The following is a 26,594-nucleotide window of genomic DNA, read 5'->3' on the forward strand; positions in this document are numbered from 1 at the left end:
CTTCTAGGTGGCTTTATAATTAATATCGGATCAAAATTTTCTGAGCTCCCCATGATCAGATTATTTTTTTTGTTGTTGTAATGCGTTTATCTCGAGATAAAAGTAATTAGCCATTTTCATAAAACCAAAAAAATTTAGGCTAAAATACTCGTTATCAAATTTATATATTGCGACACCAAAACGTCTGTCAAAAGAAATTTGGTTGAAGTGTGAAAAGCTAGGATTTAAAAAGCACATCTTTTAAATTCATAGTCTTAAAACTCTAAACTATGGATCTGATTAAAATAATTTTTGCTATCATACTTCCTCCCGTGGGTGTATTTCTACATGTTGGATTGAAATCTGCCTTTTGGATCAATGTCCTCCTAACCATTCTTTTCTACATTCCAGGACTTGTTCATGCAGTCTATACCATAGCCAAGAAATAGCTTTATGAAGATTCTGCTCATCATTTGCTCTTCTTTATTTTGCTTGATGAGTATTATACCTTTGATTAGAATAGACCATTGGAGCGTTAGAGTTTTTGACTTTCCTAGAACTCAGTTGATCATTTTGATGATCCTCTGTCTTATTGGTTGGTTGATCTATGGCAATACCTACCAATACCTCACGATAGGCTTCATATTAGCACTTGGCATCACGACTGTATATCAATTTATTCACATCTATCCATACACTCGTCTAGCGCCTAAGGAAGTTATTAAAAGACAGTCTATGACACCTCATAGAAGCATTTCACTACTGATGGCTAATGTGCTTCAGACAAATACAAAAGCTGATAAGTTGCTGCTATTAGTCAAAGAGTATGATCCAGATATCGTGCTAACGCTAGAAAGTAATGCTTGGTGGGAAAATGCCCTATCTGATCTAGATAAATCTTATCCTCACAGTGTAAAAGTACCCTTAGAAAACCTGTATGGCATGCATCTATTCTCCAAACTGGCATTTCAAAGTGCTGAAGTAAAGTACCTCATCGATAAAGAAATTCCTTCTATACATGCTCTCGTTGAACTCAGAAGTGGGGACATCATCAACTTTTATGGACTACACCCTATGCCTCCTAGTCCTACAGAGAGCGAAACATCAACAGACCGAGATGCAGAGCTTCTGATGGTCGGCAGAAAAATCAAAGAAAACGATGAAACTGCGATAGTCGCAGGTGACATGAATGATGTCGCTTGGTCTTATACCAACAGTTTATTTCAGCGGATCAGTGAACTACTTGATCCAAGAAAAGGGAGAGGATTTTTCAGTACGTTTCATGCTAAGATTCCCTTCCTGAGGTGGGCATTAGATCATGTGTTTGTAAGTGCAGATTTTACCTTGATATCCATCAAAAGATTACCAGGTATTGGCTCTGATCACTTCCCTATTTTTGCCCATTTTCAGTACCATCCCAAGGCTGAAAAGATGCATAAAGCTCCACAAGCTGATGCTGAAGATCGACTTTTAGCAAAGGAAAAAATAGCCAAAGTCGTGGGCATAGATAAAATTTAACAAACTATAATTTACTTTAATATCGACTAATTAAGTATATTGATTTAATGATAGTTATGAATCATTGATAGAAAATATCTATCATCTTTTTTTAGATTTTTTGACCTCCAAATTTGGAATTGAGAAACGAATCAATCTACATTTGAGCATCCTTTCGCATTAGTGTTGGGATTTTATAAAGAAGAGGTGAGAGAACAGGCTCGATGACCCTCTGGCAACCTAGAACTCCTCGTTCAAAGGTGCCAACACCTGATCTTCGGAAGTACCGAAGATGCTTATAAAATAACAGCCGTATGAACACACAAGCCTTATTATCGAATCAAGATTTCAGGCTATTAAGCTTAGAAAAATCTTTTGCTCAAATCCAGAGCTCAATTTTACAATTTACCCCTTCTGAGAATTATTGTATGTGCTGTTGTTGCATGTGCTAATAGTCAATCCTATTCATCTTTTCTGAATTAATCGGATTGGTATAGCCAAGCTGTATGCGCGCACAGGGAAGCCTATACCCTTCTGTTTCTTTTATACAATTATTCAACAATTAAATCTTTACGATCATGTCACAGAAATTTCATTTTGATACATTACAGTTACACGCAGGACAATCTCCAGACGCTAGCACCAATGCGAGAGCAGTACCCATTTATCAAACCTCTTCTTTTGTGTTCAATAATGCCGAACATGGAGCCAATCTATTTGCGCTAAAAGAATTTGGAAACATCTACTCGAGAATCATGAACCCTACCAATGAGGTTTTTGAAAACAGAATAGCTGCTCTAGAAGGTGGTGTTGCAGCACTTGCTGTAGGTTCTGGTCAAGCCGCTCAGTTTATTGCACTCAATAACATCCTTTCAAGTGGGGATAATTTCGTCTCCACGTCCTTTCTCTATGGCGGTTCATACAATCAATTCAAAGTCGCCTTCAAAAGACTAGGGATTGAAACGAGATTTGCCAAGGGAGACAGTCCAGAAGCATTTGAAGCCTTGATAGATTCTAAAACCAAAGCGATCTATCTAGAAACTATCGGCAATCCTGAGTTTAATATTCCTGACTTTGAAGCCATAGCAGTACTAGCCAAAAGACATGATATCCCACTAGTGGTAGATAATACCTTTGGTGCAGCAGGTTATCTTTTCAGACCTCTATATCATGGCGCCAATGTAGTCACAGCTTCGGCCACTAAGTGGATCGGAGGTCATGGAACTACTATCGGAGGGGTGATCGTGGATGGTGGAAACTTCAACTGGGGTAATGGCAAGTTTCCTCAATTTTCTGAACCATCAGAAGGCTACCATGGCTTAAATTTCTGGGAGACATTTGGCGAAAATAACCCGCTAGGACTTCCTAATGTAGCATTTTCTATCCGAGCTAGAGTGGAGGGTTTGAGAGATTTTGGGCCTGCACTGGCACCATTTAATAGCTTTTTGCTCTTACAGGGCATCGAAACGCTCTCTCTCAGAGTACAGCGCACAGTAGACAATGCCCTAGCTATAGCCCAATGGCTTGAAGAACATCCTCTAGTAGAGAAAGTCAACTACCCTGGCTTGAAAAGTAGCCCTTATCATAATCTAGCTAATAAATACCTTACAAATGGCTATGGAGGTGTTCTGAGTTTCATCATCAAAGGTGGTAAAGAAGTCGCTACCCAATTTATCGATAGTTTAAAGCTCATTAGCCACTTAGCCAATGTGGGAGATGCTAAAACACTGATTATTCAGCCTGCTGCAACTACACATCAGCAACTCAGTGATGCAGAGCAGCTAGCAGCGGGTGTTGCTCCTGCCCTGTTAAGACTTTCACTTGGGATCGAACATATTGAGGATATCAAGTCGGATTTGAGTCAGGCTTTTGCTAAAATAGAAGAAAATATACAAGAACTAGCTACACAGTCATGAACATCAAAACCTATCATCACCAGCAAGCCTTTACTCTTGACTCAGGAGATATTCTCCCCGAGCTTCACATCAGCTATCAAGTATTTGGAGAAGCTAACGCTGACAAGTCAAACATTATATGGATTTGTCATGCTTTGACTGGCAACACCAATCCGCTAGAATGGTGGAGTGGACTAGTCGGTGAAGATAGGTTTTATGATCCCAATGAGTATCAAATCATCTGTGCCAATGTAATAGGCTCATGCTATGGCTCTACTTACGCGCTAAGTACCAATCCCAAGACAGGTAATGCCTACTATCATGATTTCCCTTTGGTCACAACAAATGATATGGCGAGAGCTATAGATATCCTTAGAAAGTCACTGGGCATACATCAGATTAAATCTCTCGTGGGTGGTTCTCTTGGAGCTCAAGTGGCTCTACATTGGGCTATTGAAAATCCTGATCTATTTGAGCATGTAGTATTATTCGCTGGCAATGCTCAAATGTCTCCTTGGGGAATTGGCTTCAATGAAACGCAAAGACAAGCTATTTTGCTAGATCCTACTTGGCCTGATAAAAACCCTAAGGCGGGATTGACTGGGATGAAAATAGCGCGTCAAGTCGGGATGCTCAGCTATCGTCACTATGATAGTTATGAGGTCAAGCAAAAGGATGAGGATGCTCGATTAGATGATTTCAAAGCCAACTCCTATCAGCGATACCAAGGTGAAAAGCTTGCTAGTCGATTTGATGCATTTGCCTATTGGACACTCAGTAAGGCTATGGATAGTCATCATGTGGGTAGAAATAGAGGCGGTCTCATCTCCGCACTACAAAAAGTCAAAGCAAAAACACTTTCTGTAGGCATCGATACGGACTTGCTTTTTCCTAAAACAGAAGCACAGCTCATCAGTCGATTAGTCAAAAATGGTCACTATAAAGAGATCAAGTCTCCTTATGGTCACGATGCATTTTTGATAGAGTACGAGCAGCTCAATTACATTTTAAAATCATTTTATCTGAACTAACATGTCAAAAAATATAGGACTATTTGGATTGGGAGTCGTGGGTAGTGGATACTATCAGATCACTCAAAAAATCCAACAATTCATTCCCAAAAAGGTGGTTGTCAAAGACCCTCACAAACCAAGGGCACTGCAAGTAGCACAATTAGCCTATGAGGCTGATTACATACTCGAAGACGAGACAATAGATTTGATCCTAGAGTTGATTAGTGATGCGGATGAAGCCCATCATATCGTTTCAAATGCTTTGGAAAAAGGAATTAATGTAATCTCTGCCAACAAAAAACTCATAGCTGAAAATCTTAAAGAGCTCTTAGAGTTACAACAAAAGCACGGAAGCAAACTACTTTATGAGGCTTCTGTGGCTGCAGGAATTCCGATCATCGAGGTATTGGAGACACATTATGCTCTTGAACCTATCTCTAAAATATCAGGGATATTAAATGGCTCTAGTAATTTTATCCTTACCAAAATCTTTGAGGAAGGAATCTCTTATCAAGAAGCTTTGACGGAAGCACAAAAACTTGGCTATGTAGAAGCAAATCCTTATTTGGATGTTTCAGGAAGTGATGCAGCTAGTAAACTGAGTATCCTATCACTTCATGCCTTTGGCGCGATCATTCACCCAGACAATATTTTAAAACTGGGTATAGAAGATATCAGCCATGAGGCTGTAGACTTGGCCAAATCACATGATGCAGTCATCAAACTCATCGCTACTGCCACAGTTCAAGAGCAGGCTATACATGCATTTGTATTACCTACTTTTTTACCTAAAACACATGAATTGGCACAAGTAGCCTATGAATATAATGGCATAGAAATCACCTCTGACTATCAAGGAGAGCAGTTTTATAAAGGAAAAGGAGCTGGAAGCTACGCCACTGGAGCCTCTGTCCTATCAGATGTGAAGAAGCTAGCGCTTGGCAAAGGATATGCATACAACAAATATCTACAAGCAAAAAATTTACATCATGAAACATCCTCTCATATAGACATCTACCTATCAAGTTCCAATGAAACCATCATCAGCAAACTTGGCATCCAAACAAGAGAATTTATTAGAAACGAAGAAGGTATTCAACTTATCGGAAAGGTCAGTTTACAAAGTCTACTAGAAAATCAAAAGGCGATTGAAAACAATGCGATTTTCATTGCCAACATTAGTCAAGAATTAGCACATCTCTCTATTGATAGACTTGGCGAAAAGGTGCTGGTACAGCGATAAAGAAATATGTATGTTGGTTTATTTGTTGGGAAAGGGAGTCAATTTTTGGCTCCTTTTTTTATACCTTATGCTATCTAAAATTCAAGCTTATGAAATTAAAAGGAATCATATACAGCATCATAGCTAGCGCTTTGACTGCTTGCGCTACGGGAGGACAGTATGTTTATTTAAACAATTTTGAAGAGCAAGCAGTAGATGTTCGCATCTCCTTTGACTTAGATCCTTATTCAGAAGAATCTGGAGATATAAGTAATATTGACAACGGAAAAGCTTATATAGCTGACAGTCTGGTGTTAAAGAAATTTGAAAAATACTTTTATCAAGTAGATAAAAACGATCTTTCCAAGCTATCAATTGAGCTGTTAGATGATCAAAATTTAAAGATTACTATTCCTGCTCGTACAAGTGCTGCCATCTTACCGCTAGCACCTTATTGGAAAGTCAATACCTTCACGATCAATGAAAAAGCCATACTTGAAGTGATAGATGACCCCTATGCATATAGAGGCTTGTATCGGTATAAACCTCGGATCACCGGCAATAGCTACCATTTGCTAAATATCAAACTGGAGGAAATCAAAGTCATGCTAGATGATGAGAAATAGTCGTAAATTTGACTCATCCAAACAAACACTAACCACCATGAAAAAACACGTCTCACTCCTATTGCTTACCCTGATCCTCATGAGCTGTGGTAAAAGCAATTATGTCAATATCAGCGCGCTTGAACCAGCTCCTGTAAGTATGCCAAACTATATCAAAAAGGCAGGTCTCATCAACAGAAGTAATCCTAATGAGCAAGACAAAATACTCGATGTTGTAGATAAAGTCCTCTCTGCTGAAGGTAGAAATATGGATGAAAAGGCTGCGATCCAAGGCATGATGGGTCTCAGAGATGAGCTGATGAAAAATGACAAACTTCAATCTATCATACTTATAGATGATATCAGGCTTCAAAATACGGTTTTTGGCAATCTTCCAAATCCAGTATCATGGGCTAGAATCAGTGAGATCTGCCAAGAATATGATCTAGACGCCTTATTTGTCCTAGAGTATTTTGATACAGAGTCTAAAGTAACTTACAGCAATCGAGAGATCACAACCAAAAATGCCCTCGGCTTAGAAATTCCTATCATAGAACACATTGCGACCAATCAAACACTTATCAAAACAGGTTGGAGAATATATGACCCTGCAAGTAGCACCATCATCGATGAATTTAGAGTCAATACACCTGTCACTACTGTAGGCCGTGGGATCAACCCTGTGGAAGCAGCAGCTGCGATCATCGGAAGAACAGAAGCCGTCAATCGAGAGAGCTACATCCTAGGTCAGCGATATGCTGCACGCATTGTTCCCTACTGGACGACTATTCGTAGAGAGTACTATGTCAAAGGAAGTGATACTTTCAAAGTAGCTAAAAGAAGAGCACAAACAGGCAACTGGGATGGTGCAGGTCAACTTTGGTTCATGGAAACCAAAAACTCAAAGGCTAAAATAGCTGGTCGAGCATGGCATAATCTAGCCATCATCAGCGAGATAGATGGCAACTTAGATGAAGCGATTAATCGCGCCAGTATTGCTTATGAAGACTTTGGGATCAAGCATTCTCTCAGATATGTAAATCTCTTGAAAAACAGACAATATAGGATAGAAAGGCTGAGAGCACAACAGAGCGAAATCAACTAATCATATTTCATACATTTAAGAGCCTCAGCATGATATGTTGAGGCTCTTTTTATGACTAAGGGTCAAAAGCAAGATGAGATCCATTTATAATTTGCTTTCCGTAAGTAAAAGTATACACATTTCTAAAAAGGAATGAATCTTGATCATTATAGAATATCACCAAAAATTAAAATATGAAGAAGTTTACATACTTATGGTTGACGTGCTTAGTGATTTTATCTTTTGCATGTGAAAAAGATACCGAAGAAATCAATAATACTCAGCCAGATATTCCAGCTGCCAACAGATCAGTAGGTGCTTCAGCTAACGATTTCTTATCAACAGATAAATTTACTACACTGACGATAGAGGTTGATTACATGCAAGGCTATCAGCCCACCACTCAAACAATCACCAATCTGAGAAACTTCCTCTCAACCCTACTCAACAAATCAAGTATTACAATTAAACTTCAAGAAATACCTGCACAAGGAAGCGAGACATACAGTATCTCACAAATCAGAGCAATAGAAGAAGAAAACAGGGACTTTTACAATGTAGGAGAAGAACTTACAGCCTATATTTTATTTTTAGATGGATATGCTGAAAGTGATGAAGGAAATCAAGTCACCCTAGGGGTAGCACATAGAAACACATCAGCTGCACTTTATCAAAGAAGGATCAGAGAAAACTCAGGTGGACTTGGTCAAGTCAGTAGAACAACTCTAGAATCTTCTGTGCTCAATCATGAACTTGGACACTTATTAGGCTTAGTGAACATAGGTACAGCTATGGAAACACCACATGAAGATGGTGAAAACAATGGTCACTGTGACGATGACAGTTGTCTCATGTACTGGGCCATAGAGTCAGGAGGTATCATTCCAGGGATGATGGACTCAAGAGTTCCTAGCTTAGATACCAACTGTAGAAATGATTTGAGAGCTAATGGAGGTAAATGATATCGTGATTTTTTTTCTAACAGAAGTATTCATTGCAAATTATTCAATGAACAGCTCTTTTATTAGCAATTCGTTTTATTAATTTGTACCTTGATTGAGTATTTATCAAGAAATACCAAATAAAATTTAATAAATGAAAGCTAATATCACCCAAGCTGCCATCACTGCTGTAGCAGGTTATGTACCAGAATACATACTAACCAATGCAGAACTAGAGAAGATGGTAGAAACCACTGATGAGTGGATCACTACTAGAACAGGTATCAAAGAACGTAGAATACTAAAAGGAGAAGGAAAGGGATCCTCTCACCTAGGAGCTGAAGCTGTGAAAAGTCTCCTAGCTAAAAAAGGGATCAATCCAGAAGAAATAGATGCTGTCATTTGTGCGACCATATCGCCAGATATGTTTTTTCCCTCTACAGCTAATTTAATTTGTGACAAAGCAGGCATCAAAAATGCCCTTAGTTTTGATATAGCAGCTGCATGTAGTGGATTTCTTTATGCATTGGTTACAGGAGGACACTACATCAGCTCTGGTATGTATAAAAAAGTCATCGTAGTAGGTGCTGATAAAATGTCAAGCATTACTGACTATAGTGACCGAAACAACTGTATCATCTTTGGTGATGGTGCTGCTGCAGTGCTCTTAGAGCCAAGTACTGATGCGCTAGGTATTCAGGATTCAATACTCAGAACAGACACTGTGGGCAAAGACCTCATATTCATGAAAGCAGGAGGATCTGCCTACCCCGCTTCAGCCGAAACAGTAGCTAAAAAAGAACATTATTTCTATCAAGATGGTAAGAGTGTTTTCAAATTTGCCGTGACAAAAATGGCTGATGTAGCAGAAGAGATCATGAAGAAAAATGACCTAGTGGGCGAAGATATAGCTTATCTAGTACCTCATCAAGCTAACAAGCGCATCATAGAAGCTACTGCTGATCGTATGGGGGTGAGCATGGATAAAGTTTGCTTGAATATCCAAAAGTACGGCAACACGACTGCCGCTACTATCCCACTATGCCTTTGGGAGTGGGAAAAGGATTTCAAAAAGGGAGATAACTTGATCTTAGCAGCCTTTGGAGGTGGGTTTACTTATGGAAGTGTTTATTTGAAATGGGCCTATTAAAGTATAAAAGCTCGGAATCACTTCCGAGCTTTTACTTTTATGGAATATAGAAAACTACTTTTTGGATTTGACCAAAATCAACTCTTCTTGAGGAGCAATCAGATATCTGGCTCCGTCAGCGGTAATCACTGCCATCTCTTCTACAGACATGGTCTTTGTGCTACCATCGGCCAACTCCCAAGCATGAAAACCATCAAAGGCGAAAACTTGTCCTTCCTTAAGCACTTTCAGTGAGGCTGGTCGCGGGTTACCCTGTACTTGAGCACCTCCAAGACTAGGCCCAATATCATGTGCTACATAGCCTACAGGATGTCCCGTACTCCACATGACATAGGAAGATCCATTTTTCTCCATCAGTGCTCTTTGAGCTTTGTCCACATCATATCCAGTCACGCCTGGCTTCATCGTGGCTAAAGCTATCCTAGAACCACTCTTAGATCCTTCCCAATAACGCAAGACAGAATCAGGAGCATTTTCCTCTCCTTCTCTAAGCACATAGGCAAATCGCTGAATATCTGTGACCCACATATCAAACACCTTGATACCAAAGTCCGTTTGGATGACATCTCCCGGCATGATGACTTTATCTGTAGCATGAGAGTGCCCTCTGTCTGCACCAGAGTTTACGTTCGGATTTTGATCAGGAGACCAACCGTCTGTAACACCATACGCTGCCATTTTTTGCTTTAGGAATTTGGCCACCTCGGCATCTGTAGTGATACCAGGGATGATCTGCTCATATGCTTCTATCTGCCAAGCAGCGGTAAGCTCTGCAGCCTTAGTCATGATCTCTACCTCCTCAGGAAGCTTGATCGAAAGCCACTCATAGATCACTTCATCTGCTGATACTAGTTGATATTTTGGTCCTAGTGCCGACATGAGACGCTCTTTTTGAGTCGCACTGATACCATCACCCATATTCATGGAAGTACTAGAGTTGATCGCTATATTTTTGATCTTAGTATCCCTTAGATAATCAGCTAATTGGGTCAATGCATTTTTATCTCTAGCAACATTGATTACTTCATCATGTATTTTCAAATCACGAAGTGCAGTTGCCTCACCTACTGGTGAGAAAACTACTGACTTAACGGAATCACCGTCTAAGAAGAATAAAAAAGCAGCTTCTCCACCGGCATTTTCACCACCTATATGATGCGCTAGTGGATCATTGTTATTTTCTCTACAGATGATTAGCCATGCATCTACACCCGCTGCTTTTAGCGCTTGAGGAAGCAGTTGAGCAATGCGCTTTTTTCTGATCTCAGGCCAAGGAGAATCACCTTTGAATATAGCGGTATCTTCCGCTGGTTTTTGCTCAGGAGCATCAGGGGAACAGGCCACTCCCAGCAAACCAAAAATTAGTAAAAACAATAACTTTTGCATAGATTAAGGGTTGGTGAATTAGCTAAAACTAAACAAAATGAAAAAATATTCCATCATCCTACTCTTATTAATTAGCATATCTACGCTACAAGCACAAGATTTTGCTTTAGAGCGCTTAGAAAACTCTCCAAGACACCATGAATGGGTCAAATTGAAAAACCAAGACCGTACAGTATACAACTTTGTAGTTTATCCAGAAGTGGCTGAAAAAGTGCCTGTAGTGATCGTCATCCATGAAAACAGAGGACTTAATGACTGGGCTAGATCATTTGCTGATCAGGTAGCAGAAGCTGGCTACATAGCTATTGCACCTGACCTTCTTTCTGAAACAGTACCAGGAGTAGCCAAAACGAGTGATTTTGCTAATGATGATGCTGCTCGAAATGCGCTATACGAATTAAAACCTGAGCAAGTGAAATCAGATCTTGATAAGGCTTTTGAATATGCCAAAAGTCTACCTGCTAGCAATGGTAAGGTGATAGTAGTCGGATTTTGCTGGGGAGGTTCACAGTCTTTCAATTATGCAACACACAATCCAAATCTAGAAGCTGCTTTGGTATTTTATGGGACAGGCCCTCAAGATGATGCAGCCTATGCTACGATTAAATCTCCAGTTTATGGGTTTTATGGAGGAAATGATGCCCGTGTCAACGCCACGATAGAAAAATCTGCCGCAGCTATGAAAGCTAAAAATCAGAGATTTGTCTATGAGATATTTGATGGAGCTGGTCATGCCTACATGAGAAGTGGTGACGATCCTAATGGCTCTGAAGCTAACAAAGCTGCTAGAGATCAGTCTTGGCAGCGACTAGCTCGTATTTTAAATTCACTCAAGTAATCCATCAATCCCCGACAATATCGGGGATTTTAAATTTTTAGCTCATGAATCAAGATAATGACCTCAGATTGGCCGTACTTATCGATGCTGATAATATCCCCTCTAGTAATATTGAAGGCATGCTAGAAGAAGTCACGAAGTATGGCACTCCTACTTTTAAAAGAATATATGGCGACTGGACCAAGCCTAATCTCAATGGCTGGAAAAGTGTACTGCTAGAAAATGCCATCACACCTATCCAACAGTACGGCTACACAACGGGTAAAAATGCTACGGACTCTGCCATGATCATCGATGCGATGGATATACTCTATAGCGGTCGAGTGGATGGATTCTGCTTAGTATCTAGTGACAGTGACTTTACGCGACTAGCGACAAGACTTCGTGAGGCAGGCATGAAAGTCTATGGTATCGGTGAAAAGAAAACGCCCATTGCATTCATCTCCGCCTGCAATAAATTCATCTATCTGGAGATATTAGAAAAGCAACAAAGTACTGACGATGAGCTTGATAAAAAGAATCAAAAATCAACAAGTAAAACTACAGTCAGTAAAATTGACTCTAGGTTAATAAAATTTATCACCGAAAGTATAGAAGACCTAGCCGATGATGATGGTTGGGCATTTGTAGGAGCGCTAGGCAGTCACTTGCTAAAGAAGCAGCCTAACTTTGACCCGAGAAATTATGGTCATAGCAAACTAGTACCACTGCTAAAGGAAATCAAAAAGTTTAGCATTGACGAGCGCTCCTCCGGAAAAGAGCACATCAAAAATGTATATGTCAAACTTAAAAGCTAAGTCAGCGGAATCTTTACTTTAAAACTAGCTCCTTTGCCTTGTCCTTCGCTTTGAGCAGAAATCTGCCCTCCTATCTTTCTGAGTAGCTTTCGACACAGGTATAAGCCAAGTCCAGTGCTAGGCTCTCCTGAAGTACCTTCTTGCGAAGCAGACGTGAATTTTTCAAAGATTTGCTCTACCTCATTTGGATCAAAGCCGATGCCTTCGTCTTTGACAGTGATCGTGATATTCTGAGAAGTCGTCAAGGTCTCTATGAAGATTTTTTGTCCTAAATGTGAAAACTTGATCGCGTTATGGACTAAATTATATAGAACTTCCTCCAGTAAATCTTTATTGAAAGGAATGTTAGCCTCTGAATCTATTTTGATAACTAGTTCAAGAGATTTCCTTTGTAGCATACCTTCTAGTCTAGCTGATATGCTTTCGATGACTTCTTTGATAGACTGTTCAGATGATTTATTTCTAACATGAGAAATCAAGCTGACCACATCTTCTCTTTCTTCAACTAAGTCTTTTAGCTCTTTGATCAAATACATCATATCCGTTATCAAAAGACCAACCTCATCTTTTGAATGTATGACTGGAGGAGTTAAAACAGTCTGATTTTGTCTGAAACTAGCAATGTATCTATGAGCTATCTTGATAGGAAATAGCAGTTGCTGTTGGAAATATAAAGTCAGAATGGTCGCTACCAAAGTGAAGATCAAAAGAATGATCACTGTCAAGGTGACACTTACCTCTCCCCAGCCATTGAGTAGTAAAAAAACAAAAGTACCGATCAACGGCACGTGTATACCCAAAAACGATATGACAAAAAGCTTTAGTGCAAAGCTATTTTTCAGCCACGAAATAGTGGAAAGATATTCATATAATCGCATTTCACGAATCTTTTAATATAACGAATCAGGTTCGAAATTAAGAAAAAGCTAATCATGTCAAATTGAATGATTACAGTTTTTTTCGCCTAAAATGTGTATTACAAAATATCTATATCAAAAATCAAAATACTGAATATGAATGCATTATAGCAAATAATCAGAAATGATTACCAATTCGTCTGTTCCCACCTAACCGCGATTACTAACGCTCAAAACCTAAAACTTATTTCTTAGTCTGTAATCTGATAGCGTCTAGTCTTACTTTATTGACTAATTTGCGACACAATTAATCAAAAGCATCATTCTTGATTGATTCATCTTGTTTACATTGATTTAATGACCAAATCTATACATGTTAAGAGGTATTTTGCTTGTCTTTTTAGGAGCCAGTAGCTTTGGTGTACTCTCTACCTTTGTCAAACTCGCTTATAAAGAGGGTTACTCTCTAGGAGATGTCACAGGAATTCAAGCTTTTTGGGGCATGATGACTCTCTGGATATTATATTTCACTACGAAAGGTCGATTATTCAAAGATGGCTATTTAGATAGAAAGCAGATGTGGCAAGTATTCCTGATGGGCGCATCTACTGGTCTGGTGAGTTTGTTTTATTATCAATGTGTCAAACTCATTCCCGCCTCAATTGCCATTCTATTGTTGATGCAGTTTACTTGGATTAGTATGTTACTCGAGTATCTATTTTTTAAGAAAAAACCCGCATTGGTACAATTCATCGCGGTGATCGTCATCTTGTTTGGAACCTTGCTTGCGGGTAATTTTTTTCGCTTCAGGAAGATTAGAAATAGATATCATGGGTGTTTTCTATGGTATGTTAGCGGCTTTTTGTTACGCTATCTTCTTGCTAGTAAGTGGACGAATAGGCAATGCACTCAATCCGCTGCATAAGAGTGCTTTGATGCTAACTGGTGCTTGTATCCTTATTTTTGTAATCTTTCCTCCTACTTTCATTTGGAATGGAGCCATCACAGCTGGACTTTGGAAATGGGGAATCCCACTAGCGCTTTTCGGTACGGTGATCCCTCCTATATTCTTTGCGATAGGTATCCCAAAGACAGGCGTAGGTCTCAGCTCTATCATCAGCTCGGCAGAGCTACCTGTAGCTGTGCTGATGTCAAGTATCATACTTGGCGAATCTGTATCTGCAATACAATGGCTTGGAGTGGCCATCATACTATCAGCCATCATCCTGTCCAATGCCAAAAAAATCAAGCTATCAAGAAAATAAAAACCTCAAACTGAGGAATATTTCTACAAATTTCACTTAAAGTAAATTATTATAAGATGTTGTTTATCAATACTTTAAACAATTTGGAATAAACTCTGCTCTGTATAGACTATACCAAAACAAACAGTCATGAAAACAGAGAATTTAAAAATAACAGCTACTCAGACTGCACTGCTCACTTTGGCATTTTCAGGAAGTGCTTCACTCCTTTTGATCCTCTTTCCAAATTTCAGAGTAAGTGAAATTTATTGGATTGCTTTCACAATAATTTATCCAGTAATCTCATCAGCTTTTATCAAAGTTTGGAATGACAAAAGAAAGTTACCTCTTTACCGACTCTTCATTACACAAAGTCTAATCGCCTACACTTTGGCTTCATTCATCTGTTTTGGATTTGTCTCTATTTTCCTTTTTGCACCGATCATACTAGTCAGCCTACTGTACTATGATCATTTAAAAACAGAACACATTACCTATTCATAAACTAAACTATGGTTAAAACCGATAATGACTCATTATCGGTTTTTTTAAATTACTATCTGACACCTTTCTCAGGATATTTAGCGGTCACACCTCTATAAAAAGCCTGAATCTCCTCAAGGTCTTTTTCATAATCACCTGTTGGATGAAAAACAGGTCCAATACCTGCATGCTTTTTCTTATAATCGAGATATCCCAAAATGATCGGAACACCAGCTTCCAGTGCAATATGATAAAAACCGGATTTCCAGCGCTTCGCATAGCTACGTGTACCCTCAGGGGTGATCATGATGACTAGCTCGTCTCGCTCTTTGAGCATTTGCACCATATTTTCTACATAAGTCATTTGTTTGCCACTGACTTTGCGCTTACGATCGATTGCGATAGCACCTAGTTTCTTTAAAAACCAGCCAAGTGGGCCTACCATCACTTCCTTTTTGATCGTGTATCTCACAGGAACACCCATGATGAAAAAAGCTGCTCTTGCATAGAGTAAATCCCAATTACTCGTATGTGGTGCGGCTATCATCACTGATTTTGGCGTATTTGCTGGATATCCTCCGACTACTTTCCAGCCGGCTATTTTTAGTATAAGTTGGGCTAATGCCTTCATGATGATGCTATTTGGAAGAAATGGACTGTAAACTTGGATGATTTTCTATGTACTCTTGAGCGAAATAGTAACCTTCCTTGAAAATAATGTCAGCTTTACGGATGTCAAAAACACCATATTTGGCTAGATAAGGAGTTTCTATGAAGAAATCGGCTTTTGACTGCCTATAGTAAGCATTATTATTCATGCTCATGATGACGGATCGCTCGATCATCTCCTTCATATTACGAAGATTGAGTTTTTCTGGCAGATGATTGCAGTGTACTGCGATGATTTTCTCACTGATTCCTTCTAGTGGTTCTATGGGAAGATTGTTGAGTACACCTCCATCTACATAACTGATACCCTCTATAGTGATAGGATCAAAAACTCCTGGGATGCATGATGAAGCCATAATAGACTCTATCAGCGAGCCTTCAGAAAAGTACTTGATCTTACCCTTACAGATATCTACAGCTACGGCCGTAAAGGGTATCTTAGTAGCACTATAATCATCCGTTTTGATATAGTTTTGATAGAGTTCTTTGGTACTTTCCATTTTGAAAATACCCTTAAGACTTATGGCAGGCTTGATGAATTTAAAGAAATTAGTCTGCTTGATCATCTCTAATATCTCATCAGGAGCATAACCATAGGCATAAAGCCCTCCTGCTATAGCACCTGCACTTGTACCAGCTATTCGGTCTGGATAGATGCCTGATTCGTTTAAGGCTTTCAATACTCCCAAATGGGAAATTCCTCTCACACCGCCTCCAGAGAGTGCAATGCCTATTTTTGATTTACTCTTTGCCATCTTACAGTTCACTCAAAGAAAAAGTACGGTCTAGTCTGATGCCTTTCTCAGTACGCGTCACAGTACAACATTCATTTTCTCCGTCATGTTCTAAGAAGAGCACATATCGCTGATCGGCTGCTTCTTCCAAAAAGCGTTGCTTCTCCTCCAGTGTCAACAGTGGTCGCGTATCATAACCCATCACATAAGGGAGTGGGATATGGCCTACTGACGGCAATAAATCTGCTGCATAAACTATCGTATGTCCTTTATACTGAAACTTCGGCAACATCTGCTTATCTGTATGCCCATCCACTGTGATGACACTGATATGCTCGGTAAACTGCTTGTTCTGTAGATCAACCATAGCCAAATTACCACTTTCTTGCATTGGGAGGATATTTTCCTTCAAGAAAGAGGCTTTCTCTCTAGCGTTTGGTTGTGTAGCCCACTGCCAATGTGCTTCATTAGACCAATATTTTGCATTCTTAAAAGTCATTTCGACATGAGCTGGATCTCCATTTCGATAGCGAACACCCCCACCACAGTGGTCAAAGTGCAAGTGCGTGAGAAAATTATCTGTGATGTCATCCAGTGAGAAACCTGCTCTATTGAGTGATTTTTCTAGTGTGTCCTCACCATGTAGGTAATAGTGAGAGAAAAATTTAGCGTCCTGTTTATCTCCTATACCGTTATCAATCAGAATAAGTCGGTCTCCATCTTCTATGAGCAGACATCTCATTGCCCAAGTGCAGAGGTTATTTTCATCCGCTGGATTGGTTCTTTGCCAAAGCGTCTTAGGCACTACTCCAAACATCGCCCCACCGTCTAATTTAAAAAATCCTGTATTGATTACATGTAAGTTCATTTTAGTCTCTTTTAAGGTTTGTCACTTGATCCATTTGTCCATCTTGATCGGCTTGTAAGCTACCATTTTGCGAAGTAATTCTTCAGGTTCTTCTGCTACTAGGAGCATTTCATACTGCTGTGGTTTGAAAAACTTCATCTCTACAGCATGCGATATAAACTCTAGTAACTTGTCATAATATCCTGCTACATTGAGCAGTCCAATAGGCTTAGTCATATAGCCTAGCTGATTGAGCGTGAATACTTCAAATAGCTCCTCCCAAGTACCGATACCGCCAGGCAAAGTAATAAAACCATCTGCCAGTTCGGCCATTCGTGCTTTACGCACTCGCATATCTGGTACGACCTCTAGCCTACTGATGTCATGATGTGCCACTTCGATATCCACTAGTCGCTGCGGGATCACCCCGATCACTTCACCTCCGCCATCCATCATAGCATCTGCGATCTCTCCCATCAGGCCGACATTACCACCTCCATAAACTAGCCCAATCTCATGTTGAAGAAATACTTGAGCCATGGCTTTAGCTTGCTCGACAAATAGCGGATTCGAACCTTTACTAGAACCGCAAAAAACGGTGATATACTGCATATTTGATTTGATTATTATATAAACTGGTCAGCGATCATTTAAAAGGCTTATGAAAATCACAAGCAATAGAGGCGACCTCCCTAATAGCACAAAGATAAAAATCTAAGCGTATACTAAAGCGAGAAAAAGAATATAGGATAAAATGCGATACCAAACGGTCATGTAACTAGCTGAGTAGTTTAGATAAAGAACTTATTCACGTAGTTTTATATTTATAGTAACAGCAATCACCTTTCCTTTTGAGGAAATGTCAGAAATGAAATAAGAAATGGATAATTTACAGATAGGCGTAAAAAATATGGTTTGCCAGAGATGTGTCAAAGCAGTTGAAGAGGCACTTGATCAGCTTGACATACCTTATCAGCAGGTGAGCTTAGGTGAGATTACGCTCAAACATCACTTAGAGGTCAGCAAAGAAAATCAACTTAAAAATAAGCTCAGTGAATTGGGATTTGAGTGGCTTGATGATAAAAAATCAAAACTCATAGAGCGAATCAAAAATTTGCTCATATCCAAAGCCAGAGAAAAAGAGCAAGAGCAACATACTAACTTGTCAGATCTTCTCCAAGAACATCTAGGACAGGATTATGCTTATCTGAGCAGCATTTTTTCTAGTAAAGAAAACATCACCATTGAGAAATACTACATCCTACAGCGCATAGAAATGGTCAAAGAACTGCTTGTTTATGATGAATTAAGTCTCAAAGAAATCGCTTATCAAATGGGCTTTAGCAGCAGTGCGCATCTTTCCACACAATTCAAAAAGATAACTGGTCTCACACCTAGCCATTTCAAACAGATCAAAGCAAATAAAAGACTACCCTTGGATGAAGTAGGCTCAAAATGATATAAGTCTTTTCAAAAATTATGTAAGACTCTTCACTTGTGGTCAGCTTACCTTTGTAGTGTTCATTTTAGAAAAGAGAAGCTATGACCAAAAAGACAATACCTATATTAGGAATGACCTGTGCGGGATGCGCAGTTAGTGTATCTTCCACATTAGAAGCACAGGCTGGTGTAAAGAAAGCGGAAGTCAACTATGCTAATCAACAGGCTCTTGTGGAATTTGACTCTAATTCAGTAAAACTGACTGATCTTCAAAAATCATTGCAATCTATAGGTTATGACATGTTGATCACAGAGGATGAAAATGAGGCAATTGAACAGCAAGAAGCTGCACAGCAAATTGCCTATAAAAAACTAAAAACACGTACCATCTGGGCAGGGATACTTTCTATCCCAGTAGTGATCTTAGGGATGTTTTTCATGGATAAGCCCTATGTCAATGAGATCAGTTTTGTCCTAAGCGCACCTGTAATCTTTTGGATAGGAAGACAGTTTTTTATCCAAGCCTTTAAGCAAGCTAGACATTTGAAGGCCAATATGGATGCTTTGGTGGCACTTAGTACAGGGATTGCATTTGTCTTTAGTGCCTTCAACACCTTCTTCGGAGACTTTTGGCATAGCAGAGGGCTACATCCACATGTTTACTATGAAGCAGCCACAGTTATCGTTTTCTTTATTTTGCTAGGAAAACTCTTAGAAGAAAGAGCCAAATCTCAAACTTCTACTGCTTTGAAGAAGCTGATGGGTTTGCAACCAAAGACAGTGACTATTTTAGAAGACGATACCGAGAAAATAATTCCGATAGACACTGTTCAAAAAGGACAAATCATCTTAGTCAAGCCTGGTGATCAGATACCTGTAGATGGTAAGGTAGTATCAGGACAATCCTATGTAGATGAAAGCATGCTCAGTGGAGAACCTGTTGCTATATTAAAGACGGCTGGAGAACAAGTGTATGCTGGGACTATCAATCAAAAAGGAAGCTTCCAGTTTGAAGCAGAAAAAGTCGGTGCTGATACCTTCCTATCTAGCATCATACAGATGGTCAAGCAAGCTCAGGGTAGTAAAGCACCTGTACAAAAACTGGTTGATCGTATAGCAGGGATATTTGTGCCTATCGTGATCGGTATATCCATCATCACTTTTATCCTTTGGATTATTCTAGGTGGAGAAAATGGCTTTACACAAGGCTTAATGGCCATGGTAACGGTCTTAGTGATCGCTTGTCCATGTGCATTAGGTTTAGCAACTCCTACAGCCATCATGGTAGGTGTGGGCAAAGGTGCTTCTAATGGCATACTGATCAAAGATGCTGAAAGCCTAGAAAATGCTGTCAAAGTAGATACTGTTCTATTGGATAAAACAGGCACTATCACTGAAGGAAAGCCCACTGTCAATCAAATGATCAATATTGCAGCTCAGCCTGAAGATTTAGCCGTTTTGCTCGCAATGGAAAAAAAATCTGAGCATCCTTTGGCCCATGCTGTTACCAGTTATTTGGTAGAACAGGATATCAAACCCACTGCATTAGACGAGTTTGAAAGTCATACAGGAATGGGCGTATCTGCCAGTCTCAAAGGTCAAACCTATTTTCTAGGAAATGAGAAATTACTACTTGAAAATCAAGTTAGCATAGCGGCCGATATCCAAAATCAAGTCAGTAAACTGGCAGCAAGCGGTCAGACAGTGATCTGTTTTGCTAAGCAGGACAGTATCCTTGCACTCATAGCGATCAGCGATCAAATAAAGTCCAATACAAAAGCAGCGATCCAAGAGCTTCAGTCAATGGACATCTCAGTGTATATGCTCACAGGAGACAATAACCAAACAGCTCAAGCCGTAGCCAATGAAGTAGGAATCGATGAAGTGTATGCATCACTCCTACCTCAAGATAAAAGTGATATCGTGGCTGACTTACAAGCCAAAGGCAAGGTAGTAGCCATGGTCGGTGATGGGATCAATGACTCTCAGGCTTTGGCACTAGCAGATGTCAGTATCGCCATGGGAAAAGGCTCTGATATCGCCATAGACGTAGCTAAGATGACCATCACCTCATCAGATCTCAAACTGATCTCTAAAGCCATCAAACTGTCCAAACAAACCGTTCGTACGATAAGACAGAATCTCTTTTGGGCATTTATCTACAACTTGATCGGTATTCCTATAGCCGCAGGTCTGCTCTACCCTATCAATGGATTTCTTCTCAATCCGATGATCGCTGGAGCAGCTATGGCCTTAAGTTCAGTTTCAGTAGTTACTAATAGTCTTAGATTAAAAAACAGTAAATTATAAACACATGGAAAAATTAACATTCAAAACAAATATCAAATGCGGAGGCTGTATCGCCACTGTAAAGCCTCATTTAGAAGCTGTTCCAGAGATCACTCACTGGGAAGTAGACACCAATAATCCAGACAAAATCATGACAGTAGAAACCTCACTCAAAGCAGAGGAAGTCATAGAGGTCGTCAAGAAAGCCGGATATGAAGCACTGAAAGCTTAAAGTATCAATTAGCCGGTCAAAATTTGATCGGCTTTTTCATTTATAGGGATTTATTTGTTTAATTTATGATCAGTCAAAACGCTGAACCATGACCGAGAAACGTATCCCCAATCTTAAGGAGTTTTACCCCTATTACCTATCGGAGCATCAAAATGCTACTTGCCGAAAACTTCATTTTGTAGGTACTTCATTAGTAATCCTCCTTTTAGCCTACATACTGATCACACAGACATGGTGGGCATTCATTGGTATTCCACTTATCGGTTACGGCTTTGCTTGGGTCGGGCATTATTTTTATGAGCAAAACAAACCTGCTACTTTCCAATATCCTCTCTACAGTCTGGCTTCAGACTTCATCCTGTTTTGGGATTTATTGACTGGAAAGCAACCCTTTAACCCAAAAAGCAAATGATTAGAATCCTACACCTACTTATTATATGTAGCATTTGCTTCATCTATACGCCTATTCAGGCTCAGTCTAATGACACGCTAATAAAGCAAGGCGTGACCGATCAAAATCTTTTTAGCAAAAGCGAAATAGCCTTAGACTCCTTGAAAAAAGTCACTGTAGGCTATCCAGTAGCGCCATTTCAAGATACGCTTTTTTATATCTACACCACCTTTGGTCCATTCAAAGCGGAAGCAAGGGCTAAAGCTATCAATGAAAAGATCCAAACCCTCTATGAATCAGGATTCGAACCATCGGACTCTTTGACTGTACTCAATGCAGGCTACAGCTGGGATGTGATCAAAGATGACCTCACACTCCTAAGCATCACCGCAGAGGATGCAAGATGGATGGATCAAAGCCAAGAATCATTAGCCAAGCTATATGCTAATAAAATTCAAAACAGCTTAGTCAATGAGAAAGCAGAAAACAGCCTTAAATCTTATTTGATCAAAGGTGCCTTAGCATTATTTATTTTATTCGTTGCTTACCTCATCATCAGACTGATCAATAAGCTTTTTAGATGGACTACGCTGAAAATCCATCAGGCAAAAGGCACATGGCTCAAAGGATATAGCATCAAAAACTATGAGATCATTACCGTAGAACGGGAAGTAGCGATTCTTTTGATAGCTAATCGAATCTTAAAGGTGCTTACGATCATCTTGATCATCTACCTATCGCTCCCCCTTCTTTTTAGTTTATTTCCCTTTACTGAAGGTTTTGCCGAGCAACTCTTTAGCTATATACTCAATCCACTCTCCAATGCCTTCAGAGCTTTTGTCAACTACATACCCAACCTGATCAGCATCATCGTCATTTTGTTTATCGTCAAGTATGCGCTCAAATTGATCAAATTTTTGGCAGATGAGATTGAACATAAAAAGCTAGAAATACCAGGTTTTTACCCAGATTGGGCACAGCCCACTTACAGCATTCTGAAGATTTTCATTTATGCTTTCACCTTAGTATTGATATTCCCTTTGCTTCCGATGAATGACTCGGATATTTTCAAAGGCGTATCTGTTTTCTTAGGTATCCTTTTCTCTCTAGGCTCTAGCTCTGCGATAGCAAATATGGTAGCAGGCCTAGTCATTACTTATATGAGGCCGTTCAAACTTGGTGATCGGGTCAAAATCGGAGACATCACTGGAGATGTACAAGAAAAAAATCTACTCGTCACGCGAATCAAAACGATCAAAAACGAGGTCATCACCATTCCCAACTCCGCCATCCTCAGCGGGCATACGATCAACTACAGCAGGTCAGCAGAAGAACATGGACTCATCCTGCATACCACAGTTACCATTGGCTACGATGTCCCTTGGAAGCAAGTACACGAACTTTTACTCAATGCTGCTAAGGCTACTAAACATATCTCTAAGGACAAGGCACCATTTGTCTTGCAAACTAGCCTAGATGACTTCTATGTCAGCTATCAGCTTAATGCCTATACCACTAAAGCACAAGGCATGGTACATATCTACTCAGAACTTCATGCGCATATTCAAGATAATTTCAATGAGGCCAATGTAGAGATCATGTCTCCACACTACAGCACCTTGAGAGACGGTAGTATGACAACTATACCAGAAAATTATCTCCCTAAAGATTATGTAGTTCCTCCTTTTAGAGTTAAAAATGTCGATAAAGACAGCAAGGACTAAAAGAAAAAAGGAGCTTACTAGCTCCTTTTTTACAGTTCAACCTAAACCAAAATTAAAACACTTTGAAAAAGTTTTGCTTTACTGTCGTTCTTAAAAAATGATCATCGACATATTCGATAAGACCACTTTTATACCAAAACTGTAAAGCATTTATTTTCAGATATTTACAAATATTCATTTCAAGATAGCAGTACAGAATCGAACAGTTTTTGTATCAAAAAGAGACATTTCCTGTTTTTTCACTACCAAGCCAAATAATCCAATAAGCTGATTTTTAAGAACTTTTAACGTTAGACAATAGATTTACCTTAAGGTTTAATAAAAGAAATTGATGAAAACCCAAACACTGCTATTTCACATTAGTTTTTATAAAAGAACAATAATAGAATTACCATGGCTCAAGCTAATCCAACGCTAATCAACGCACTTAGAAAAACAGCAGATAAACTTAAGAAAGGTGCTCCTTATCAGTGGGGTCATATGGGATCTTGCAATTGCGGCAATTTGGCACAAGAAATCACCCACCTCAGCAAAGCAGAAATTCATGCTTATGCCATGCATCGCATGGGTGACTGGACAGAACAAACACTTGAATATTGTGGTACGAGCGGCTACCCTATGGACTTGATGATGACCAAAATGCTCGAGGCAGGTCTTAGTCTTGAGGACTTAAGACATTTAGAAAAACTGTCTGACCAAAGTATTTTGAGACAAATCCCTATTGAGCATAGATATCTAAAGCACAATAAAAGAGATGATGTGGTTCTCTACCTTCTCACATGGGCAGATCTTCTAGAAGAAGAATGGCTGAAAACCAACCCAGTAGATCTCACTGAACTCTATCAAGCAAAGACTCAAAAAGCAAGTCTCGTAAAAATTTAATTTTGGGCTAAAATATTTTTGGTCTCTTGTTTTGTATATGTGCCTACTTCCTATATTTGTACTATACAATCAGCCATTAAACACCCAAATACTATGTTTGACGAAGATTTTGATGACGACTTCGAAGATTCATTAGATGACTTCGATGAGGATGCAGAAGATATCGAAACTGATTTCGATTTTGATGCGGACGATGACGATTTGATCGATGAAGATCTAGTTGACTTTGAAGACGACATCGATATGGATGAAGACTTCGAAGAGGACGACTTTGACGATAATTAATCCGACATCTTTTAAGTCATCAGTCATTTGACAGATGACTTTTTTATTGTCTTTGTTCAATTTATCCGTTGAGGTCTTTCTATTAAAAGCTTTGTCCACTATCTTGCATAAAATTTAAGCAGCTTAAATACTAAAAATATGTTACTAGATATCTTCAGTTCACCGATTGCCTTTGGCGCACAGTTATTTTGGTTCATTGTAGTAGCCTTGATAGGTCTAGGTGCGGGAATCTCTGCTATCGATAGCAAAAAAGAATTCGAAAAGAATAAGAAAGACTAATTCAAACTTTCTTCAAAAACATTAGAGTAGGATGGTATTTTAGATGCCGTCCTTTTTTTATACCCAAAAGAAATGGCTGATTCGAAAGAGTCAGCCATTTATCATTTTTTCCAACTGAAGATTAGTGAACCTCACCCATCAACTTTCTAATAGGTTTCGCTAGGAGTAACAATAGTAATCCACCACCTACTACTGACAAAACGATAGTCATATATAAGTCAGGCATTTGAGCCAATTCTTCTTCAGTTCCACCACTAGCTTCACCTGCTATGAGACCTGCCATTAGATTGCCTAGAGAGATTGATAAAAACCAAATACCCATCATCTGACCTTGGTACTTGGCTGGTGATAATTTGGTCACTAAACTAAGTCCTACTGGACTCAAACTCAACTCTCCAAAAGTATGGAGCATATAAGTCAAGATCAACCAATATGGCGCAGCCAAATCTCCTGAAGCAGCGATTTTAGCCGCGAAGTACATCACAAAGAAACCAATACCTAAAAGTAAAAGACCAAAGGCAAATTTCAGTGGAGAACTTGGCTCCATTTGGCTTCTTCCAAGCCAAACCCACATCGCTCCAAAAATAGGCGCAAAGATGATGATAAACATGGAGTTGATCGACTGGAAATATCCCGCAGGTATTTCCCAACCACCTATCGTACGATCTGTGAAACGCTCAGCAAATAGATTCAAAGTAGAACCAGCTTGTTCAAATCCTGACCAAAAAAGAACAGAAAAGAAAAACAAGATAGCAATTACGCCTACTTTCTTTTGCTCATCTTTAGTCAACCCTCCGAATAAAATCAAATACCCTAAATAAAGAGAAGCAACAATTGCAATGAGATATTTAGATGAGTCTGCTATTTCTACAACATCAAAAGGGATGAGGTTAGAAAAAGTCAAAACGATCACTAGCAATATAACTGAACAAATCCCCCATACCAACTTGATCAAGTTTCCGCGATCTTTAAGTTCTTGAGGGGTTTTGGCGGCTTCAAACTCACCAAATCCATCTAAGTGTCTTCCAGTGACCTTGTACTGCACTAGGCCTATCACCATCCCTAGACCAGCTAGACCAAAACCCAAATGCCAATCATACGCAGCTAAAGTGCTACAAGCAATCGGGGCAATCAGAGCACCTAGATTGATCCCCATATAGAAGATAGAAAATCCTGCATCACGCTTTGAACTGCCAGCTGGATATAGTTGGCCCACGATGGAGCTGATATTAGGCTTAAGCAAACCAGTACCTAAGACGATCAAAATCAAACCAAGGAAAAAAGAATTAGTATCAAAAGCTGTTAAGCTTTCTTTAGGCACGTCAGACTCATTTAAGAAATTAAAAAGTCCAGGTAAAGCCATAGTAAAGTGACCTATCGCAATGATGATACCACCATACCAAACGGATTTTTTTAGTCCCAGAAGTCTATCGGCAAACCAGCCTCCTGGAAGTGCTAAGATATATACGCCCATCGTGTACAATCCATAGATGGCTCCTGATGTCTTGTCATCAAAACCCAAGCCACCATCGATCACAGCAGTAGTCATAAATAGGATGAGCAGGGCACGCATACCATAATAGCTAAAGCGCTCCCACATCTCAGTGAAAAACAAAGTCATCAGACCCTTTGGATGGCCAAAAATCTCATTGGATCCTGTCAGCCGTTCCATGTTAAAATTATCTTTCATCGGTGTTTGTAAAGGTGAAAATCTGTCTTAAATAGCTCGTTTGGACAACGAACAAACACAATGATAGCACAAATTTCAAAAGAATACCAACCAAAAAGTGACATTAGAAGCGCAATCGATTGAAAAGCGAAAAAAAGCAGA

Annotated in this window: 29 protein-coding genes and 1 riboswitch; of the genes, 22 read left to right on the forward strand and 7 right to left on the reverse strand. The window is 39.4% G+C overall.

The annotated features are described in order from the left end of the window. Positions 1–269: 269 nt before the first annotated feature. The 9 genes from I5349_RS03705 (at position 270) to I5349_RS03745 (ending at position 9,386) form a co-directional block, all read left to right on the forward strand. Positions 270–428, forward strand: a complete 159-nt coding sequence (locus I5349_RS03705; RefSeq protein ID WP_226389380.1) for a YqaE/Pmp3 family membrane protein — start codon at positions 270–272, stop codon at positions 426–428. Positions 429–432: 4 nt separating this feature from the next. Then, complete coding sequence (locus tag I5349_RS03710; RefSeq protein WP_226389381.1) at positions 433–1,497, forward strand: endonuclease/exonuclease/phosphatase family protein; 1,065 nt, start codon at positions 433–435, stop codon at positions 1,495–1,497. A 170-nt stretch (positions 1,498–1,667) separates the two neighbouring features. Continuing rightward, a riboswitch (SAM riboswitch) is annotated at positions 1,668–1,781 on the forward strand. Positions 1,782–2,054: 273 nt separating this feature from the next. Then, positions 2,055–3,392, forward strand: a complete 1,338-nt coding sequence (locus I5349_RS03715; protein ID WP_226389382.1) for an O-acetylhomoserine aminocarboxypropyltransferase/cysteine synthase family protein — start codon at positions 2,055–2,057, stop codon at positions 3,390–3,392. Then, complete coding sequence (locus I5349_RS03720) at positions 3,389–4,402, forward strand: homoserine O-acetyltransferase family protein (protein WP_226389383.1); 1,014 nt, start codon at positions 3,389–3,391, stop codon at positions 4,400–4,402. The genes I5349_RS03715 and I5349_RS03720 overlap by 4 nt, the downstream gene beginning before the upstream one ends. Before the next feature lies 1 nt (position 4,403). Continuing rightward, positions 4,404–5,627 carry a homoserine dehydrogenase gene (locus I5349_RS03725; RefSeq protein WP_226389384.1) on the forward strand — a complete coding sequence of 408 codons (1,224 nt, stop codon included), beginning with the start codon at positions 4,404–4,406 and terminating at the stop codon, positions 5,625–5,627. An 89-nt stretch (positions 5,628–5,716) separates the two neighbouring features. After that, positions 5,717–6,232 (forward strand): hypothetical protein, encoded by a 516-nt coding sequence (locus I5349_RS03730; protein WP_226389385.1) that lies wholly within the window; start codon positions 5,717–5,719, stop codon positions 6,230–6,232. Between the two features lie 37 nt (positions 6,233–6,269). Then, positions 6,270–7,316 (forward strand): DUF6340 family protein, encoded by a 1,047-nt coding sequence (locus I5349_RS03735; RefSeq protein WP_226389386.1) that lies wholly within the window; start codon positions 6,270–6,272, stop codon positions 7,314–7,316. Between the two features lie 173 nt (positions 7,317–7,489). Then, positions 7,490–8,257: a hypothetical protein gene (locus tag I5349_RS03740; protein ID WP_226389387.1), complete on the forward strand. Its 768-nt coding sequence runs from the start codon at positions 7,490–7,492 to the stop codon at positions 8,255–8,257. Between the two features lie 133 nt (positions 8,258–8,390). Then, positions 8,391–9,386 (forward strand): beta-ketoacyl-ACP synthase III, encoded by a 996-nt coding sequence (locus I5349_RS03745; protein WP_226389388.1) that lies wholly within the window; start codon positions 8,391–8,393, stop codon positions 9,384–9,386. A 54-nt stretch (positions 9,387–9,440) separates the two neighbouring features. Here I5349_RS03745 and I5349_RS03750 read toward each other — a convergent pair whose 3' ends face one another. Further along, complete coding sequence (locus tag I5349_RS03750) at positions 9,441–10,772, reverse strand: M24 family metallopeptidase (RefSeq protein ID WP_226389389.1); 1,332 nt, start codon at positions 10,770–10,772, stop codon at positions 9,441–9,443. 37 nt (positions 10,773–10,809) lie between these two features. Here I5349_RS03750 and I5349_RS03755 point away from each other — a divergent pair, with 37 nt between their 5' ends. Together I5349_RS03755 and I5349_RS03760 are read left to right on the forward strand one after the other, a co-directional pair. After that, positions 10,810–11,610 (forward strand): dienelactone hydrolase family protein, encoded by an 801-nt coding sequence (locus tag I5349_RS03755; RefSeq protein ID WP_226389390.1) that lies wholly within the window; start codon positions 10,810–10,812, stop codon positions 11,608–11,610. 44 nt (positions 11,611–11,654) lie between these two features. Then, on the forward strand, positions 11,655–12,407 hold the full coding sequence (locus I5349_RS03760) for an NYN domain-containing protein (protein ID WP_226389391.1): 753 nt from the start codon (positions 11,655–11,657) through the stop codon (positions 12,405–12,407). Here I5349_RS03760 and I5349_RS03765 read toward each other — a convergent pair. Continuing rightward, the gene (locus tag I5349_RS03765; RefSeq protein ID WP_226389392.1) at positions 12,404–13,285 is read right to left on the reverse strand and encodes an ATP-binding protein; all 882 of its coding nucleotides are present in this window, start codon (positions 13,283–13,285) and stop codon (positions 12,404–12,406) included. The genes I5349_RS03760 and I5349_RS03765 overlap by 4 nt on opposite strands. 352 nt (positions 13,286–13,637) lie before the next feature. Here I5349_RS03765 and I5349_RS03770 point away from each other — a divergent pair, with 352 nt between their 5' ends. The 3 genes from I5349_RS03770 (at position 13,638) to I5349_RS03780 (ending at position 15,012) form a co-directional block, all read left to right on the forward strand. Then, positions 13,638–14,189, forward strand: coding sequence for an EamA family transporter (locus I5349_RS03770; RefSeq protein WP_226389393.1), 552 nt, complete (start codon positions 13,638–13,640; stop codon positions 14,187–14,189). After that, a complete protein-coding gene (locus I5349_RS03775) occupies positions 14,143–14,529 on the forward strand; it encodes an EamA family transporter (protein ID WP_262895349.1) in 387 nt (128 codons plus the stop codon). Before I5349_RS03770 ends, I5349_RS03775 begins: the two co-directional genes overlap by 47 nt. A 129-nt stretch (positions 14,530–14,658) precedes the next feature. Continuing rightward, positions 14,659–15,012, forward strand: a complete 354-nt coding sequence (locus I5349_RS03780) for a hypothetical protein (RefSeq protein WP_226389395.1) — start codon at positions 14,659–14,661, stop codon at positions 15,010–15,012. A 52-nt stretch (positions 15,013–15,064) separates the two neighbouring features. On the opposite strand, the gene I5349_RS03785 is transcribed toward I5349_RS03780, so the two are convergent. Genes I5349_RS03785 through I5349_RS03800 form a run of 4 tightly spaced genes read right to left on the reverse strand, consistent with a single transcriptional unit; the run spans position 15,065 to position 17,853 of the window. Then, positions 15,065–15,625: a lysophospholipid acyltransferase family protein gene (locus tag I5349_RS03785; RefSeq protein WP_226389508.1), complete on the reverse strand. Its 561-nt coding sequence runs from the start codon at positions 15,623–15,625 to the stop codon at positions 15,065–15,067. Positions 15,626–15,629: 4 nt separating this feature from the next. Then, positions 15,630–16,415, reverse strand: coding sequence for a patatin-like phospholipase family protein (locus tag I5349_RS03790; RefSeq protein WP_226389396.1), 786 nt, complete (start codon positions 16,413–16,415; stop codon positions 15,630–15,632). 1 nt (position 16,416) lies between these two features. Continuing rightward, positions 16,417–17,262 (reverse strand): MBL fold metallo-hydrolase, encoded by an 846-nt coding sequence (locus I5349_RS03795; RefSeq protein WP_226389397.1) that lies wholly within the window; start codon positions 17,260–17,262, stop codon positions 16,417–16,419. A 21-nt stretch (positions 17,263–17,283) separates the two neighbouring features. Next, entirely contained in the window at positions 17,284–17,853 is a 570-nt protein-coding gene (locus I5349_RS03800) for an LOG family protein (RefSeq protein ID WP_226389398.1), read from the reverse strand. A 268-nt stretch (positions 17,854–18,121) separates the two neighbouring features. On the opposite strand from I5349_RS03800, the gene I5349_RS03805 reads away from it, so the two are divergent. From I5349_RS03805 to I5349_RS03840, 8 genes are all read left to right on the forward strand, one after another. Beyond that, the gene (locus I5349_RS03805; protein ID WP_226389399.1) at positions 18,122–18,700 is read left to right on the forward strand and encodes an AraC family transcriptional regulator; all 579 of its coding nucleotides are present in this window, start codon (positions 18,122–18,124) and stop codon (positions 18,698–18,700) included. Positions 18,701–18,783: 83 nt separating this feature from the next. Next, complete coding sequence (locus tag I5349_RS03810; RefSeq protein ID WP_226389400.1) at positions 18,784–20,991, forward strand: heavy metal translocating P-type ATPase; 2,208 nt, start codon at positions 18,784–18,786, stop codon at positions 20,989–20,991. 4 nt (positions 20,992–20,995) lie between these two features. Beyond that, positions 20,996–21,202 (forward strand): heavy-metal-associated domain-containing protein, encoded by a 207-nt coding sequence (locus I5349_RS03815; RefSeq protein ID WP_226389401.1) that lies wholly within the window; start codon positions 20,996–20,998, stop codon positions 21,200–21,202. Positions 21,203–21,290: 88 nt separating this feature from the next. After that, complete coding sequence (locus tag I5349_RS03820) at positions 21,291–21,614, forward strand: Mpo1-like protein (protein ID WP_226389402.1); 324 nt, start codon at positions 21,291–21,293, stop codon at positions 21,612–21,614. Then, positions 21,611–23,317 carry a mechanosensitive ion channel family protein gene (locus I5349_RS03825; protein ID WP_226389403.1) on the forward strand — a complete coding sequence of 569 codons (1,707 nt, stop codon included), beginning with the start codon at positions 21,611–21,613 and terminating at the stop codon, positions 23,315–23,317. The genes I5349_RS03820 and I5349_RS03825 overlap by 4 nt, the downstream gene beginning before the upstream one ends. Before the next feature lie 393 nt (positions 23,318–23,710). Next, positions 23,711–24,199 (forward strand): hypothetical protein, encoded by a 489-nt coding sequence (locus I5349_RS03830; protein ID WP_226389404.1) that lies wholly within the window; start codon positions 23,711–23,713, stop codon positions 24,197–24,199. A 93-nt stretch (positions 24,200–24,292) separates the two neighbouring features. Beyond that, positions 24,293–24,484 carry a hypothetical protein gene (locus I5349_RS03835; protein WP_226389405.1) on the forward strand — a complete coding sequence of 64 codons (192 nt, stop codon included), beginning with the start codon at positions 24,293–24,295 and terminating at the stop codon, positions 24,482–24,484. Between the two features lie 138 nt (positions 24,485–24,622). Then, positions 24,623–24,763, forward strand: a complete 141-nt coding sequence (locus I5349_RS03840) for a hypothetical protein (protein ID WP_226389406.1) — start codon at positions 24,623–24,625, stop codon at positions 24,761–24,763. A gap of 121 nt (positions 24,764–24,884) precedes the next feature. On the opposite strand, the gene I5349_RS03845 is transcribed toward I5349_RS03840, so the two are convergent. Next, positions 24,885–26,453, reverse strand: a complete 1,569-nt coding sequence (locus I5349_RS03845) for a peptide MFS transporter (protein ID WP_226389407.1) — start codon at positions 26,451–26,453, stop codon at positions 24,885–24,887. Positions 26,454–26,594 lie beyond the last annotated feature (141 nt).

The organism is Penaeicola halotolerans (assembly GCF_016464625.1).
In the GTDB taxonomy this organism is placed as follows: Bacteria; Bacteroidota; Bacteroidia; order Cytophagales; family Cyclobacteriaceae; genus Penaeicola; species Penaeicola halotolerans.